The sequence below is a fragment of the Enterococcus raffinosus genome (genome assembly GCF_019175485.1).
Lineage (GTDB): Bacteria > Bacillota > Bacilli > Lactobacillales > Enterococcaceae > Enterococcus_A > Enterococcus_A raffinosus.
This window is the reverse complement of record NZ_CP072888.1, coordinates 728,196-745,365: the sequence shown is the minus strand read 5'-3', so window position 1 is coordinate 745,365 and position 17,170 is coordinate 728,196. Positions and strand designations below refer to the sequence as shown.

At 38.1% G+C, this 17,170-nt stretch carries 17 protein-coding genes and 2 tRNA genes; 2 read left to right on the top strand and 17 right to left on the bottom strand.

All coding sequences use genetic code 11. The features are described from left to right. Positions 1-24: 24 nt before the first annotated feature. Complete coding sequence (locus J9537_RS03670; RefSeq protein ID WP_218256761.1) at positions 25-4,266, bottom strand: 2-hydroxyacyl-CoA dehydratase; 4,242 nt, start codon at positions 4,264-4,266, stop codon at positions 25-27. A gap of 175 nt (positions 4,267-4,441) precedes the next feature. Between J9537_RS03670 and J9537_RS03665 the strand changes: the two genes are divergently transcribed. Further along, the gene (locus J9537_RS03665) at positions 4,442-5,050 is read left to right on the top strand and encodes a TetR/AcrR family transcriptional regulator (RefSeq protein ID WP_218256760.1); all 609 of its coding nucleotides are present in this window, start codon (positions 4,442-4,444) and stop codon (positions 5,048-5,050) included. Between the two features lie 37 nt (positions 5,051-5,087). On the opposite strand, the gene J9537_RS03660 is transcribed toward J9537_RS03665, so the two are convergent. Continuing rightward, positions 5,088-5,258 carry a hypothetical protein gene (locus tag J9537_RS03660; protein WP_218256759.1) on the bottom strand — a complete coding sequence of 57 codons (171 nt, stop codon included), beginning with the start codon at positions 5,256-5,258 and terminating at the stop codon, positions 5,088-5,090. Positions 5,259-5,544: 286 nt separating this feature from the next. On the opposite strand from J9537_RS03660, the gene J9537_RS03655 reads away from it, so the two are divergent. Then, positions 5,545-6,420 (top strand): helix-turn-helix domain-containing protein, encoded by an 876-nt coding sequence (locus J9537_RS03655; RefSeq protein WP_218256758.1) that lies wholly within the window; start codon positions 5,545-5,547, stop codon positions 6,418-6,420. A gap of 91 nt (positions 6,421-6,511) precedes the next feature. Here the strand turns inward: J9537_RS03655 and J9537_RS03650 are convergent. From J9537_RS03650 to atpD, 15 genes are all read right to left on the bottom strand, one after another. Then, a tRNA-Gln gene (locus tag J9537_RS03650) sits at positions 6,512-6,583 on the bottom strand. Between the two features lies 1 nt (position 6,584). Continuing rightward, a tRNA-Tyr gene (locus J9537_RS03645) sits at positions 6,585-6,668 on the bottom strand. Between the two features lie 83 nt (positions 6,669-6,751). After that, on the bottom strand, positions 6,752-6,982 hold the full coding sequence (locus tag J9537_RS03640; RefSeq protein WP_010746736.1) for a DUF2969 domain-containing protein: 231 nt from the start codon (positions 6,980-6,982) through the stop codon (positions 6,752-6,754). A gap of 75 nt (positions 6,983-7,057) precedes the next feature. Then, positions 7,058-7,702 (bottom strand): CBS and ACT domain-containing protein, encoded by a 645-nt coding sequence (locus tag J9537_RS03635; protein ID WP_218256757.1) that lies wholly within the window; start codon positions 7,700-7,702, stop codon positions 7,058-7,060. Positions 7,703-7,705: 3 nt separating this feature from the next. Further along, a complete protein-coding gene (locus tag J9537_RS03630; RefSeq protein WP_218256756.1) occupies positions 7,706-8,407 on the bottom strand; it encodes an ABC transporter ATP-binding protein in 702 nt (233 codons plus the stop codon). Next, positions 8,407-9,183 carry an ABC transporter ATP-binding protein gene (locus tag J9537_RS03625; RefSeq protein ID WP_218256755.1) on the bottom strand — a complete coding sequence of 259 codons (777 nt, stop codon included), beginning with the start codon at positions 9,181-9,183 and terminating at the stop codon, positions 8,407-8,409. The genes J9537_RS03630 and J9537_RS03625 overlap by 1 nt, the downstream gene beginning before the upstream one ends. Beyond that, positions 9,164-10,138, bottom strand: a complete 975-nt coding sequence (locus J9537_RS03620) for a branched-chain amino acid ABC transporter permease (RefSeq protein ID WP_218256754.1) — start codon at positions 10,136-10,138, stop codon at positions 9,164-9,166. Before J9537_RS03620 ends, J9537_RS03625 begins: the two co-directional genes overlap by 20 nt. 9 nt (positions 10,139-10,147) lie before the next feature. After that, positions 10,148-11,026 (bottom strand): branched-chain amino acid ABC transporter permease, encoded by an 879-nt coding sequence (locus J9537_RS03615; RefSeq protein WP_010746741.1) that lies wholly within the window; start codon positions 11,024-11,026, stop codon positions 10,148-10,150. Positions 11,027-11,143: 117 nt separating this feature from the next. Next, on the bottom strand, positions 11,144-12,307 hold the full coding sequence (locus J9537_RS03610) for an ABC transporter substrate-binding protein (RefSeq protein ID WP_218256753.1): 1,164 nt from the start codon (positions 12,305-12,307) through the stop codon (positions 11,144-11,146). A 461-nt stretch (positions 12,308-12,768) separates the two neighbouring features. Beyond that, on the bottom strand, positions 12,769-13,056 hold the full coding sequence (gene yidD / locus J9537_RS03605) for a membrane protein insertion efficiency factor YidD (RefSeq protein ID WP_425333175.1): 288 nt from the start codon (positions 13,054-13,056) through the stop codon (positions 12,769-12,771). Between the two features lie 173 nt (positions 13,057-13,229). Beyond that, positions 13,230-13,406 (bottom strand): DNA-directed RNA polymerase subunit beta, encoded by a 177-nt coding sequence (locus J9537_RS03600; protein WP_010746744.1) that lies wholly within the window; start codon positions 13,404-13,406, stop codon positions 13,230-13,232. A gap of 11 nt (positions 13,407-13,417) precedes the next feature. Beyond that, entirely contained in the window at positions 13,418-14,719 is a 1,302-nt protein-coding gene (gene murA, locus J9537_RS03595) for a UDP-N-acetylglucosamine 1-carboxyvinyltransferase (protein ID WP_218256752.1), read from the bottom strand. A gap of 45 nt (positions 14,720-14,764) precedes the next feature. Further along, positions 14,765-14,998, bottom strand: a complete 234-nt coding sequence (locus tag J9537_RS03590; RefSeq protein WP_010746746.1) for a DUF1146 family protein — start codon at positions 14,996-14,998, stop codon at positions 14,765-14,767. 312 nt (positions 14,999-15,310) lie between these two features. After that, positions 15,311-15,745, bottom strand: a complete 435-nt coding sequence (locus J9537_RS03585) for a F0F1 ATP synthase subunit epsilon (RefSeq protein WP_010746747.1) — start codon at positions 15,743-15,745, stop codon at positions 15,311-15,313. A gap of 13 nt (positions 15,746-15,758) precedes the next feature. Then, positions 15,759-17,159 (bottom strand): F0F1 ATP synthase subunit beta, encoded by a 1,401-nt coding sequence (atpD, locus tag J9537_RS03580; protein ID WP_010746748.1) that lies wholly within the window; start codon positions 17,157-17,159, stop codon positions 15,759-15,761. Positions 17,160-17,170: the final 11 nt, after the last annotated feature.

Here is a 17,170-nt window from a genome sequence, read left to right as displayed (position 1 = left end):
ATTTTAATTGGTCTACTCTCGACGTTAATTTTTAACTTCTTCTTTTAATTGTTTATTGGCTGTAGCCATCATCAAACGAATACGATTTAGCTGATTTACGATTGAAACACCTGGGTCATAATCAATAGCCGCAATATTTGATTTTGGATATTGATGACGCAGTTCTTTGATAACACCTTTACCAACGACATGGTTTGGCAAACACCCAAATGGCTGCATACATACAATGTTATTTACCCCTGTTTTCAATAAATCAATCATTTCGCCAGTCAAGAACCATCCTTCACCTGTGTGATTCCCGATGGAAAGAATTTTACTAGCATCTTCAGCTAGTTGATAAATAGAATGGATGCCTGTAAATCGTTTAGAGGCACGCAATGCTTTATCCATTGGTTTTTCCACTACCTCAATCAATTTAATGGCCATTTCAGCAATCGTTTTGTTTTTCTTCGGCATTCCCATGTTGTCGTATTTCCAAATTTGATTATACAAAGAGTAGTTCATAAACCCGATTAAATCTGGAACAACTGCCTCCGCACCTTCTGCTTCCAATAAACGAACGATGTCATTATTGGCTGTTGGGGAATATTTTACTAAAATTTCTCCAACAACGCCGACTTTCGGCTTCACTTCATTTGAGATTGGTACTGTATCAAAATCTTTGATGATTTTTTTCATATTACGATTAAAAATTGTCAGAGAACCATTGCGAACATTGCTCTCCACTTTCTTCAACCATTCATCATGTAGCGCATCAATTTGCCCTTTTTCCAATTCGTAAGGACGTGTCCTATACACTACTCGCTCAAATAGATCTCCATAAAGAATTGCAACGACAATCCGTTTCAACATAGGTAACGTATATTTGAAGCCAGGATTGCTTTCTACCCCTTTATTTCCAAGGGACACGGAAACAACTGGGACTTGCGGGAACCCAGCATCGTTCAATGCTTTGCGTAATAATGGAATATAGTTCGTCGCACGACAGCCTCCACCAGTTTGACTCATCATCACACTTGTATTGTCTAAATCATACTCACCGCTTTGCAAAGCCTCAACTAGTTGACCAATAGAAATAATCGCCGGGTAACAAGAATCATTATTGACAAATTTTAACCCCACATTGATCGCTTCTCGATCCATCGCCGGTAAACAAACCACATTATAGCCTGAAGCCTCCAATGCAATATCAAACAAGCCTGATTGATGAATTGGACTAAGCATTGGCAATAACAAGGTATGCTTTTTGCGCATTTCTTTCGTAAAGACGATCTTTTCAGGCTCTTCAAAACGTCTTACTGGTTCGAAATTAGATTTATCACGTTCGTTAACCGCCGCCTTCAATGAACGCAAACGAATTCTGATAGCACCAAGATTTGATCCTTCATCAATTTTTAAAACGGTATAGATTTTACCGTACTGCTCCATGATTTCTTCAACTTGATCCGTCGTTACAGCATCCAAGCCGCATCCAAAGGAGTTTAGTTGAACAAGTTCTAGACTTTTAGATTTTGCTACTACTCGAGCTGCAGCATACAGACGAGAATGATATACCCATTGATTCACTACGCGAAGATTTCCCACGTCGCTTAAATGAGAGACACTGTCTTCTGTTAATACATGAAATCCTTCTTGGGTAATCACTTCTGCAATACCGTGATTGATTTCTGGGTCCAAATGATACGGGCGGCCAGAAAGAACGACACCGCGTTCCCCTTTTTGATTAAGCATTAATAAGGTTTCTTCCCCTTTTTGGCGAATATCTTCTTTAAATGCTTCTAATTCTTCATAAGCATGATGCAATGCTTGGTTGATTTCTTCTTGTGTAATCCCTATATCTTGGAAGCATCTTCCTAAAACAGCAGCAACAGATGCTTCATTTGCTAGATTTAGATACGGATTACGATAGTCAACTTTTCCTTCACGGATATCATCAACATTGTTCCGTATAACATCAGGATAACTTTGAACAATTGGACAGTTAAAATGATTATCCGCTTCCTTTGACTCTTCCCGTTCAAAAACAACTCCAGGGTAGAAAATCATTGGTATACCATCATCAATCAAGGCTTGGATGTGCCCGTGAGCAATTTTCGCTGGGTAACAAGCAGTATCACTAGGAATTGTTTCCATCCCTTGTTCATACAATTCTTTGTTTGAACGAGGTGATAATTTTACTCGGAAGCCTAAGTCGCTAAAAAATGTATGCCATAATGGATAATTTTCATACATGTTCAGCACACGTGGAATACCAATTTCACCACGAACAGCCTCTTTCTTTCTTAACGGACGGTATTTGAATAGACGACGATATTTGTAATCTACCAAGTTGACTTTTTTATCTTCTCGCTTCACTTTAATCCGAGCACCACGTTCACACCGATTTCCAGTAATGAACTGACGACCATCAGAAAACAGTGTGACAGTCAACATGCAATTGTTTTCACATAATCCGCAATGTGTAAATTCTTTCTCAGCAGTGAAACTATCAATTTCAGCTAAAGATAGCGTTTCGGTTTTTTCACCGACCTCATAATTTTCTAGCGCAATCAATGCCGCTCCAAACGCACCCATTAACCCAGCAATTGATGGTCGGACAACTTCTCGTCCTGTCACCATTTCAAAAGCTCGTAAAACAGCTTCGTTATAGAATGTTCCACCTTGACAGACAATTTTCTTACCAAGTTCCTCTGGTCGACGCACTTTGATTACTTTGTAAATCGCATTCTTGATCACCGAATAAGACAAGCCAGCAGAAATATCGCCAACAGAAGCGCCTTCTTTTTGCACCTGTTTGACTTTAGAGTTCATAAAAACGGTACAACGAGAACCTAAATCAACAGGTGCTTTTGATTTCAATGCGGCTTTTGCAAAATCTTCTACATTATAATTCAATGATTTGGCAAAGGTTTCAATAAACGAACCACAGCCAGACGAACAGGCTTCATTTAATTGAATGGAGGACAACGCACCGTCTTTGATGGTCATCGCCTTCATATCCTGACCGCCGATATCCAAAATGAAATCAACACCTGGTTGGAAATGATTGGCAGCCTTATAATGGGCCATCGTCTCCACTTCACCGATATCAACTTTTAAAGCATTCTTTATTAGCTGCTCTCCATAGCCAGTCACTGCTGCTTTTCCGATAAATACATGCTCAGGTAATTTTGAATAGAGATCTTTCAATACGGTCATAGTCGTTTCCAATGGTTGGCCTTGGTTATTGCCATAAAATGAATACATTAAGTTTCCGCTATCGTCAATCAATGCTACTTTGGTTGTTGTTGAACCGGCATCTATTCCTAAGAATGCCACCCCTTCATGGTCGGTTAAGCTTTTCTCTTGTGCTTGGGCTTGCCCGTGTCGCATTCGAAAATCAGCTAAATCAGTTTCATCAGCAAATAATGGCTCTAACGTGTCTGATGGAGACAAGTGCCCTTCTTCTGCCGTTGTCAAACGGTGCAACAGCTCCTTAAGAGAAGTTGTCTCTGCCTCCTCTGAATAAAAGGCAGCACCCATAGCGACAAAAAGCTGTGGATTTTCTGGAAAAATGACATTCTCTGGCGCGATATTCAAGGTCTCAATAAATCGTTGGCGCAGTTCAGACATAAAGAATAAGGGACCACCAAGAAACGCAATGTTCCCTTTAATTTTACGACCGGCTGCTAAACCAGCAATTGTTTGATTAACCACTGCTTGGAAAATACTCGCAGCAATATCTTCTTTGGCCGCTCCTTCATTAATCAACGGCTGTACATCAGTTTTAGCGAATACGCCACAACGAGAAGCAATTGGATAAATCGTTTTATAATTTTTAGCTAACTCATTTACCCCATTGGCATCTGTTTTTAATAGAACAGCCATTTGATCGATAAAAGCGCCTGTACCTCCTGCACAGCTACCATTCATACGTTGCTCGAGAGCACCTTCAAAAAATGTAATCTTTGCGTCTTCTCCGCCAAGCTCGATTGCTACATCCGTTTCAGGAATAACTTCCTCAACAGTGCGTGTACACGCGATTACCTCTTGCACAAAAGGAATCTCCAAAACATCTGCTAAACCCATCCCACCGGATCCAGTGATGCTCATAGTCATTCCTTGACTACCAATTACTTCTTCAGCTTCTCGCAACACACGTTCTGTGGCAGCTTTCACATCTGAAAAGTGACGTTCATACTTCGCAAATAAACTATCGTTTTGTTCATTCAAAATGACCAACTTGACGGTTGTAGAGCCAACATCAATCCCCGCTCGTAATGTCATAATTATTCCTACCTTCCATTTTTAACAACACATGTTGATTAACTTACAAAGTGTTTGTTATACTACTCACGTATATTCTAAAAACATTTCAAACGTTATGCAATACTCAAAACCATTTCATTCGTGTGATAAGCAACATTCTGAAGCGATCTGTTGTAAAATGAAAGGAATTATTATGGTAAAAAAAATTGACCTGCGTGTAAAGCGAACCAATAAAATGATTATGGAGGCTTTTATCCATCTAGTGGAACAAAAAGGGTATGATAACATCACCGTGCAAGAAATTGCCGATGAAGCAATGATTAATCGAGCGACTTTTTATGCGCATTTTAAAGACAAGCAAGATCTCTATGACCATATTTTTAAACAAGCTATTGATGCTTTTGCCGCAGTGCTTGATCCTGATCAAATTGTTCAAGGCAATCGATTAAAAGTTCGTAAAATTGAAATGGTTCTGAAAAACATTTACGAACAAATTCAAGCAAATCGAAAATTCTTTTTGACTATTATGGATGCTTCTGGAAATGAAATCCTGCGGAAAAAAGTTGCGGAAATTTTAAATGAAAAATATGCCCACGTATTCAAGCGACTGAGGATTACTGAAAATGATATCGAAGTCCCATTAGATTTTATTATTGAATACATGACATCTATTTTTGTAGGCACCTTGCATTGGTGGATCACCAGTGAGACGACAATGGATGCTGACAGCCTTTCTAAATTAGTCATTAAATTAGTTGGCAATGGTCATTTGACTGTTCTAGGCATTGAGATTGACCATTAAAAAGAAGCGCCCAGAAATTCTGAGCGCTTCTTTTTAATCAATGATTTTTTGCCTTCCACTTAATAGTATGGCGAGTTGGACGAACAGAACGTACACGAGGCACCTGTCCTTTTTCTTTTGTTACTTCTAATGAACTGTCTTTAATCGTACTATAAATTTTTGCCACAGTCTCTGTTAACATTTCTTTGACTTCTTCTACTTTATTCATTCATTTCTTCTCCCTTCTCATTTAAAAATTCACAGACTTCTAAAGGTAGTTTTTAACATAGCCTACCACTTGCAATTCTGTTTGATTCTCTCTTTGCTTCTTCCATTTAAATGTAGCGTATATTTTAAAGGGCTTCAAGTGAGAAACCTTTTACTTCACTATTTTTTTGTAAAAGCTTGATTTGACAAGACTCTACGCAAAGTAGAATGGCTATTTCATCAAATTCCCTATTCATTTCCTTAACAATTCGCTATGCTTAATTTATCAACAAGAAAGAGGAAATCAAATGGACAATTTTTTAGGGACGCAATTAAGAAATTATCGTCAACGAAACGAACTAACACAAAAACAACTCGCAAATATCTTATATGTATCCGATCGAACGGTTTCTAAATGGGAGCGCGGGGCTGGGTACCCTGATATTGATACGCTAAAACAGATCGCGCAATTATTGGATATTTCGTTAGACAACTTGCTAAATGAACGAGAGCCGACGTTGTATTTTGAATATCGTTCAGAAATTATATTGTTTCATCTGCCCTTGCTGCATATAATTATTCCAAATCTTTCAGAACTGTTGTGGCATAATCGTAGATTCGCACTCAGTACAATGAGGCATAAGAAACAATTAATTCCCGTTGCTCGAGGGATTTTTAGTGTAGGTTTCTTCTCATCAGGAGTTTTTTCATTAGGGATTTTCACGAAAGGGATCTTCTCGCTCGGGCTGCTTTCTCTGGGGATATTTTCAGCAGGAATTTTGACATTGGGCTTTTTCAGTGCTGGAAACCTTGCATTAGGAGCTGTTGCTTTTGGAAATCTTGGTATCGGCTTATTGGCTTTAGGCAACTTGGCCCTTGGCGGTGTAAGTATAGGTAATTTTACATTAGGTTACCTATCTATCGGCAACAAAGCGTTCGGAAGTTATACCAGTATTTTACCAGAGCATAGTAATCTACCAGAAATATCACAAGCTTTTAGTCTTTTACGCCATGAAGTCCAACAAGTCATAGACAAGTGGATCATTGGTCCATTTCTAACAGTGACCAATACTTCAATATTTCTCTATGCCGCAATATCTTTATTGCTTTTTATAGTTTTCTTGCTTTGTGTTGTATGCCTGTGGGGACTTATGAAGCTAAGACGACTTACGGTCAACCATTAGTTACTAATGAGCAGCTGAGAAGATCAGCGGCTCTAAATAATTGTTATATAAAAACAAAAAAAGTGAGCTGCTTTTGCAACTCACTTAACAACTGGGGTAGCTGGATTCGAACCAACGCATGAGGGAGTCAAAGTCCCTTGCCTTACCGCTTGGCTATACCCCAATGGTGGAGGAGAGTGGATTCGAACCACTGAACCCTAAGGAACGGATTTACAGTCCGTCGCGTTTAGCCACTTCGCTACTCCTCCAAATAGGTTTTTTTATTATTTAAAAACCCGACTCAGTTATAATACCTAATCTTCAAAAAAAATGCAAGTACTTTTTTCAAAAATTATTCATGTAAGTTCCAGTTACGAATTAAGGCTTCGATCCCATCATCTAATGACTTGTAATTCCCTAAAAGATGTCCATCATTATAGGCTTGAAAATTTTTGTTTTCTGGAATAATTTCACCAATAACTTTTTTACCAATCATTAATTGAGTAATTGCTTGTTTCTTTCCATCAATAACACGCTCTTCTTCAGTAACCTGAACTTGGATATCTTTGTTCTTTTTAGACATATATTCCCCTCCGTCCAAAACATTTTATCATACAATAAAAGAAAAGGACAACTGATCACTCAGTCGTCCTTTCATTTAAGGTTGTGTGATTATGGCTTTCAACACTTCATAACCATTATCCGTCAATAGCTGCTTAATTTCTTCAGTTTCTTTGCTAGCTAGCTGAATTTCTAAAATTGTCGCATTGACTTGATGATCTACGATAACAGTCAGGATACTGAAATCATGATCAGCCAAAATCTTCGCTACTCTTGCTAGCACACCTTTTTTGTCTTCTAAGATTTTTAGTTGAACCCGAGTCCCACCTTCATAATACCCTGTGAGTTTTAAGAACGCATCAAATATATCATTATTAGTAATAATCCCAACTAATTTCGTCCCATCAAGGACAGGCAATACATTAATTTTGTTTTGACGCATCAGATAGATGCCATCTTCTAATTCCGCATCTGGGGAAATTGTTTTAACATCCTTGATCATCACATCTGAGACAACTGTTTTATTTAATAAGTAATTGACTTCATGAACACTTAAGCTGGTAGCTTTTGAAGGAAGTGCTTCTTGAATTGTTCCTTCAGTAATCAAACCTACCAATTGTTCCTCCTCCATAACCGGTAAACGATGAATATCATATTTCTTCATTAAATCGACCGCATCAAATATTTTTGTCTTTGGTGTGACCGTCACCAAATCTTCTGTCATAAAATCCTTTACACTCATGTTTTATCCTCCTAGATAAGCTTTCTTCACTTCTTCACTCTCTAGCAATTCTTGACCAGTCCCTGACAAGACTACTTTACCTGTTTCCAACACATAGCCACGGTCAGCAATTGACAATGCCATCTTAGCATTTTGTTCAATCAATAAAACGGTCGTTCCTTGTTTTTGAATCTCTTGTATGATGTTAAAAATTTCTTGAATAAAAATTGGTGCCAATCCCATTGAAGGCTCATCGAGCAATAATAAACGCGGTTTAGACATCAAAGCCCGTCCCATTGCTAACATTTGCTGTTCACCACCGGATAAGGTGGACGCGTCTTGATTCAAACGCTCTTTCAAGATAGGAAACTTTTCATAAACATGTTCATAATCTTGTTGAATATCTCCATCTTTGCGTAAATATGCCCCCATCTCTAAATTTTCCAAAACAGTTAATCCAGGAAAAACATGTCTTCCTTCTGGAACCTGTGAAATCCCTTGAGCAACAATTCGCCTTGGAGCTTTCTTTTGGATAGGAGAACCTTCAAAAGTAATAGTCCCTTTAGAGGGTTGATTTAAACCAGAGATCGTTCGTAAAATGGTCGTTTTCCCTGCACCATTTGCTCCGATCAGAGAAACGATTTCTCCCTGATTTACTTCAAAGCTAACATCCCGTACAGCCTGGATCATGCCGTAATGAACCGAAAGATTATCAATTTTCAGCATTATAGCTCACCTCCAAGATAGGCTTTGATAACCTCAGGATTATTTTTAATTTCTTCTGGAATACCTTCTGCTAAAATACGACCATATTCTAAAACATAAATTCTTTCGCAGACGTCCATGACCAAACTCATGTCGTGCTCAATCAGCAAAATCGTAATTTGAAATTCCTTTTGGATCTTTCGGATCAGCAATGTTAATGCCGCTGTTTCCTGTGGATTCATTCCAGCCGCAGGTTCATCCAAGAAGAGAATTTTTGGTTTTGTAGCTAATGCACGAACAATTTCCAAGCGTCGTTGTTCACCATAAGGCAAATTACGAGCCAAATTTTCTGCTTTGTCTTGTAAATCAAAAATCGTCAATAATTTCAATGCTTCTTCTTTTAACTTATCCTCTTTGTTATAAAACGCTGGTAAACGCAAAACACTAGAGAAAAAGCTTTCTTTATTTTTACTGTTCATAGCGATTAAAACATTGTCTAAAACCGTTAAATCCTTAAACAAACGAATATTCTGAAAGGTTCGACTTAAACCAAGATCAGCAATAGCGTATGGCTTTTGACCATTCAATCGATGAGTTTTTCCATCCGCCTCTAGTAAAACGTCTCCTTCACTTGGTTCGTAAACACCTGTAATCAAATTAAACAGAGTTGTTTTCCCTGCACCATTCGGCCCAATCAATCCCACTAATTGATTTTCTTCTAACGCGATATTGACATTGGAGACCGCCGCCAAACCGCCAAAGTTTTTAGTTAAATCTTTAATTTCCAACAGAGGCATTCTGGTCATCTCCCTTTTTAAACTTATCTAAAATCTTCTTCACAGACAATTCTTTTGTGCCTAACAATCCGCCAGGTTTGAAAATCATCAAGATAATTAATGCTAACGCGTAAATAATCATCCGTAATGTCCCAAAATCCTGAAGATACATATTAATAATGCCTAAAAGAACTGCTGCGATAAATGTTCCTGTCACACTACCAATTCCACCTAATACGACTAAAATTAAAATATCAACGGACTTTGTAAAGGCAAAATCCTTTGGTGCAATTGATTGTAAATATCCAGCGTACAAAGAACCAGCAATACTTGCCGTCATCGCGCCAAAAGCAAAAGCCATTACCTTGTATTTCGTAGTATTGACCCCCATCGCTTCCGCCGCAATCTCATCTTCACGAATTGCCATCGTCGCACGGCCAGCACCTGAACGTATATAGTTAACAATAAATAATGTAGTGATCGCCATGAAGCCATAAACCATTTGCCAATCAACAAAAGGTTCGATACCAAATAAACCAGAAGGACCATTCGTAATCTCTTTAAAGTTAATTAATAAAATACGAATAATCTCCGCTACACCTAGTGTGGCAATCGCTAGATAATCACCGCTCAAACGCAATGTTGGAATTCCAACTGCTACAGCAACAAGACCGGCTAAGATCACACCAACAGCCATTCCTAAGAAAAAACCGCCATAAGTCGGTGTGTTCATTGAAATCAATGCAGCCGCATAGGCTCCGATCGCCATGAAGCCAGCATGTCCTAAAGAGAACTGACCCGAAAATCCAATAATAAGGTTCAAACCAACTGCTAAAATGATATTAATACCGATTTGAACGAGAATATTGTCTAAGAACAAGTTGACCATTCCAGCAGAATAAGCTACGTATAAAACTACGTATCCAATTACGATCAAAGCTAGCCAAATCAAATTGTATTTCAAATTCTTTTTCATTTGATCCACCTACACTTTCTCTTTCACATGTTTGCCTAAAATACCGGCTGGACGAATTAACAAAATCAAAATCAATACTGCATATACGACTGCGTCTTTAAAATCTGAAAATCCCAATGCTGTTGTCAATGTTTCTATTAAACCGATGACAAATCCACCAATTGCAGCACCTGGAATAATACCAATTCCACCTAAAACTGCGGCGATAAATGACTTCAGACCAGGAATATATCCCATCATAGGATCAATGGAGTTGTAATACAACCCAATCATCATCCCTCCAGCAGCTGCTAACGCTGAACCTAAAGCAAAAGTAAAGGAGATCGTACGGTTTACGTCAATTCCCATCAACTGTGCGGCATCTGTATCAACACTCACTGCACGCATCGCCTTCCCCATCTTGGTTTTCTGAACAATCAGGTTTAAGGCAATCATTAAAAATAAAGACAAGCCTAAAATCAACAATTGAATATTTGAAATACTCAGAAATCCAAGTTTGTAAACTTGTAGTTTAATCGCCTGTGGAAATGGACGAGTTGTTGAACTGAAAAAATAAATCATCGTATTTTGCAATAGGTAGGAAACACCGATTGCAGTAATCAAAGCAGCAATTCGAGTAGAATTTCTTAATGGACGATAAGCCAAAAATTCAATAACGACTCCTAAAATTGCACTTCCTGCCATTGATAATACCAAGGCGGGAAAGAAGCCCATATTAAACTGATTGATTAAAAAGTAGCCAATAAACGACCCAATCATATATATTTCGCCATGGGCAAAGTTGATTAATTTAATAATCCCATAGACCATAGTATAGCCAAGCGCCATCAGCGCATAGACACTACCTAGGAATAGCCCATTGACGATTTGCTGAATAAATACTTCCATCTTTATCACTTCACTTTTCAAAAAAATAGAGTAGCCGATCCGATTACGACCTTAATTTTTAAAAGGGAGTGTGCCAACAACCATCGGCACACTCCCTTGTCTGCATTCACCGAGTAATTATGGATTAACGGTTTCGGCAGAAGTTTCTTTCCCATCTGTCAGACCAAGAACTACTGCTGATTTTACAGGATTATGTTCCTTGTCCATTGAAATCTTACCAGTAACACCTTCAAAATCTTTCAAATTCGCAAGTCCTTTGTCGATTGCTTCTGGTGTCGCTTTTCCTTCATCCTCAATTGCTTGTTTGATCATGTAAACAGAATCGTAAGCTAAAGCATTGAATGAAGATGGCTGTTTGTTATACTTTTTCTCGAAAGCTTCTACAAATGGTTCCACTTTATCAGTTGCTGGTGCTTTTGTTGAGAAGTGCCCTGTATAATAAACATTTTTGACATTGCTTGCGCCAGCTGTTTCAACTAATTTTTCATCACCAAAGCCGTCAGCCCCGATAATAGGTTGTTCAATTCCCATTTCACGAGCTTGTTTGATGATTAGACCCGCTTCTGTGTAATAGCCTGGGATATAGATAACATTGAAGTCTTTATCTTTGATTTTTGTCAGCATTGCTTGGAAATCTTTATCTCCTGCAGTAAAGTTCTCCTCAGCTACGATTTTACCTTTGTAAGTATCCTTAAAGGCCTTCTTCAAGCCATTTGCATAATCACTTGAGTTATCACCTAAGATTACTGCTTTGTCAGCTTTCAAGTTATCATCCGCATATTTCGCTAAGACAATTCCTTGGAAGCTATCTTGGAAACAAGAACGATAAATATAATCTTGAACCTTACCTTTTTGTACAGTAATTGCATCATCTGTTCCTGATGGTGTAACAGCAGGAACTTTAGCTTTTGATAAGTTTGGTAACGTTGCTTTTGTCGCACCTGAAGTTGCTGGACCAATAATTGCTACTACTTCATCTTTTGTTGTTAAGTTTGCTGCAACAGATGCTGCTTCATTATTATCAGACTTATTATCTTTTGAGATATACTCAATTTTCTTTCCATCAATTCCGCCATCTTTATTAATTTCTTCAACGGCTAATTTAGCTCCTTCATTTTCCGCTTCACCATAAGCTGCTACAGCTCCTGATAATTCGAAGTTCCCGCCGATTTTGATTGTCTTGGCATCTTCTCCACCACTGCTATCGTTAGCTTTAGGCGAACCACACGCGCCAAATAGAAACAACCCTGCTGCTAGAGCAACTACTGTTCTTTTCTTCATCCTGTTTCCCCCTAATAAAATAATGATAAATCGTTAAGATAATAAAGAATATATAGGAAAAAACTCTCACTGTCAATTAAATTTTCTGAATATTTTAATAATTCAGCAATAATCAAACAATTTATAGCGCTTACACTATTTCCTACAGCTCATACAATAACAAAAAAAAGACCTGATTAACTTACGAAAAGTTAATCAGGTCTACATAAAATAACTTATTTAATTTAAAAGCAAACGATTTTTACGATTAATTATGAAACTTACATTCACCATAGTAAAAGATGCTTTTACTTATTTTAGAGCTATTTGGCTATTTAACTTATCTAAATACTTAAAGATACTATCTTGTCTTACAATAACCTCAATCACATACCTTTTAATCGTATTCTTTATTGTTTAACTCACTATTTTACCTAAAAAAATAAATGGACCTCCCAAATTTCTTCAGAATTTTAACTTTTCTACTTTTTCTTCTGCTCTTGGTAATTTGGTTCTTCTCTATCTTTCAAATTTTTCCGTAATGAAAACCTTATCGGCACGTAATCCAACCCTGCTTTGGCAAATGGATGACATCTCAATATCCTTGAAATACCCATTAAGCTTCCTTTAAAAGCGCCATGAACTTCAATCGCTTTAATCATGTAACTAGAACAAGATGGATAATATCGACAAGATGGTTGTGTTAACGGAGAGATAAAGCGCTGATAGCCTCGTACTAAGAAAACTAGACCTCTACCTATAATATTCATTCTCTCACTCCAAACTATCCTATATCAACATTGATCTATTTATACATTTCTTTTTTTAAAGCTGCAAATTATTTGCTTGTCTCTTTCCTATAATAAGACGAATAAAAAAGAGATCGCACCATAAATTGGAACAACCTCTTCTTCAATAATCAACAAAGATTTTGCTACAGACATTAATGAACAAAATCTAAAATATGGCGCCAAACATCTGGCAATAGTACTTTAAATGGATTCCCTCCACCCATTGCACCATAACCAATCATACTACCGATAATAAATAGCAAGACACCCGCAAGTAATATCGCTACAATCCGAATCAAGCTTCGTAAGATATGTTCGCCTGAACTCATATACTCACTCCTTATGCTAAAACAGTTGTTGCATCAATTGCTTTTTTGCTTTCATTATCTACGCGTTCTACATCAGCACCCAATTGTTGTAATTTTTTATGAAATTGATAATAACCGCGATCCAAATATTTCAAGTTACGCACACGAGTGATACCGTTTGCCCGTAGTCCAGCTAAAACCAACGCTGCTGCTGCACGTAAATCCGTGGCATAAACTTCTGCACCTTGTAATTCTGTCGCGCCCTTAATTAAGGCAACATTATTATCAATTTTGACTTGTGCATTCATTCTGCGCATTTCTTCTAAATGTTGGAAACGATTTTCAAAAACAGTTTCTGTCGTCGTACTGATTCCGTTAGCAACTAATTGGATAGCAGTCATCTGAGCTTGCATATCTGTTGGGAAGCCAGGATGAGGCATTGTCTTAATATCCGTTGCTTTCAAATTCTTAGGACCAATCACACGTAAACCATCGTTTTCTTCCGTTACCTTAACACCCATCTCAATCAATTTAGAAATCAACGGACGATTATGTTCTGGAATTGCACCATCAATCAGAACATTTCCTTCAGTCATCGCAGCGGCAACCATAAATGTACCAGCTTCAATCCGGTCTTGGACAATTGGATGAGAAACAGCATGAAGATGGTCTACCCCTTCAATACGCATCGTTTCTGTCCCAGCACCATGAATACTAGCACCCATTTTATTCAAGAAATTAGCCAAATCAACAATTTCAGGCTCGCGAGCAACGTTTTCGATCACTGTTGTTCCTTTAGCCTTTACAGCAGCCATCATAATGTTTTGAGTTGCACCGACACTTGGGAAATCCAAATAAATGGTATCACCAATCAATTCATCTGCAATTGCTTCAATGTAGCCATTTTTTTGGATAATTTTCGCTCCTAAAGCTTGGAAACCTTTCAAATGCAAGTCAATTGGACGTTTACCAATAGCACACCCGCCAGGCATTGCAACCTTCGCATGGCCATTTCTCGCTAATAAAGGTCCCATTACAACGATTGATGCGCGCATCTTGCTTACATATTCATAAGGAGCTTCCACATTTAATTGACGTGTAGCATCCACTGTAACTTCTTTCGTTTCTTCATTGAACTCAACATCTGTATTCAAATAACGAATCACTTGATTCATGGTAAAAACATCAGATAAAATCGGAACATTGCTTAACGTTGATGTTCCTTCTTCTGCCAATAAAGTCGCAGCAAGAATCGGCAATACGGCATTTTTTGCCCCTTCAATATGTACAGTTCCTTTTAATTGTTTACCACCACGAACGATGATCTCTTCCATCTGTATTCCCTCCAAAAAGCTAATCGATTGCTTCGTATATGTACCTTAGTTAAATGTCAAAAATATATTTTTACATAAAAGAATGATTTCTAAGAAGAATGTACTGCAAGCAAATCCTAAAGCAATTGCTAACATCAAGATCACAAGACGTACCTGCGTCTCCTTAAATGCTTTAAAAAGATTTTCTATGCGTAATGACCTCAAAGCCCAAAAAGCTAAATAGATGAAGGAAAAATGCGAGACGATTCTAACGATTGCATCAATTCCATATACTTGCATAATTCATATCCTTTCAAAAAAAATCAACAGTTGGATTATATCACAGTTTCAGATAAAGAAGAATACTTTGCTCACCCAAAGTACTGTAGAGAAACTTTTAAAAAACTTAATATTTGTTTTCTTTCTCAAAAAGTTCTTTAAAAATTTTTATCCTTCTCTTTTCGTCAAAATACTCAAAATTCTTCTTATTATTTTGGTAGTAATAACTTTTAAGAAGAGGGAGTATTCATCTTTTGTTTCCAAATTTTAAAATTGATTTAAAAAAAAGATTGCACCAAGATAATTTGGCACAATCCTTTCAATCTAGTAAACTTAACGGTGTTTTGAAACTTTAATACGATTCATAGCACGATGCAAGGCAACTTCAGCACGACTCAATTGGTCAGTGTCTTGTTTTTCACGCGCTTCTTGAATTCGCGCTTCCGCACGTTGTTTTGCTCTTTCCGCACGAGAAACATCGATATCGCGTTCACGTTCTGCCGTATCAGCGATGATCGTCAACACATTGTCTCGAACCTCCATGATTCCACCATTAACCGCAATCCAGTCAACATGGGTATCCGAATCTGTTCGGCGAACACGGACCTCATCAATTGCAAGAGGGGCTATGATTGGTGCGTGATTGGGCAAAATACCTATTTCACCAGCCACGGTCTTCGCGACTACAATCGTTGCATTGTGATCATAGACATTACCATCTGGAGTAACAACGTTCACTTGCAGAACTTTGTTTTTTTCTTGTTCCATCGGGCACCTCTTTCTAGTAGCCTAAAGTTTTCGCTTTTTCTACTACGTCTTCGATCGGACCTACACTGCGGAATGCTTCTTCAGGAAGATCATCATATTTCCCTTCAAGGATTTCTTTAAACCCTTCAACAGTTTTCTCAACAGGTACATAAGAACCTGGTAAACCAGTAAATTGTTCTGCCACATTAAAGTTTTGTGACAAGAAAAATTGAATTCTACGAGCACGAGATACAATTACTTTTTCTTGATCAGATAATTCATCCATCCCTAAAATTGCAATGATATCTTGTAATTCACGATAACGTTGTAAAACACGTTGAACTTCTGTAGCAACACGGTAATGTTCTTCACCTACAATTTCAGGCGCTAAAGCACTAGAAGAGGACGCTAATGGATCAACTGCGGGATAGATCCCTTGTTCGGTTAATTTCCGTTCCAAGTTGGTCGTTGCATCTAAATGGGCGAAGGCTGTTGCTGGCGCAGGGTCAGTATAGTCATCCGCAGGTACGTAGATGGCTTGAATCGAGGTGATTGAACCTTTTTTCGTTGACGTAATACGTTCTTGCAGTTGTCCCATTTCAGTTGCTAAAGTCGGTTGGTAACCAACTGCTGACGGCATACGGCCAAGTAAGGCAGAAACTTCTGATCCGGCTTGAGTGAAACGGAAAATGTTGTCGATAAATAGCAACACATCTTGTCCTTCTTCATCACGGAAGTATTCGGCTAAGGTTAAACCAGTTAAAGCAACACGCATACGTGCACCTGGCGGCTCGTTCATTTGACCGAACACCATAGCAGTTTTCTCAATAACACCAGAATCTTTCATTTCATAATAAAGGTCGTTCCCTTCACGAGTACGTTCACCAACACCGGTAAATACAGAAATACCACCGTGTTCTTGCGCAATATTATGAATCAATTCTTGGATCAAGACAGTTTTACCAACTCCGGCACCACCAAATAATCCGACTTTACCACCCTTTAAGTAAGGGGCTAACAGATCAATGACTTTAATCCCTGTTTCTAAAATTTCATTACTAGTGCTAAGTTCTTCAAAAGTTGGTGCTTTCTTGTGAATACCACTTTTTTCTGCATCTTCTGGAAAAGGAGCTTCTTTGTCGATTGTTTCACCTAATACATTAAATACACGACCTAGAGTTTCTTTCCCTACTGGAACAGAAATAGGCTTGCCAGTATCGACAACTTCCATTCCACGTTGTAATCCATCCGTTGATTCCATGGCGATTGTGCGAATAACACCATCACCAAGTTCCAAAGCAGCTTCAAGAACAACTTTTGTTTTATCTTTTTTATAAACAATCAACGCATTGTTGATGTCTGGTAAGGATTGATCTAAAGAAAATTCCACGTCGACAACGGGACCAATAACTTGAACAATCTTGCCTGAACTCATGTTTTTTCCTC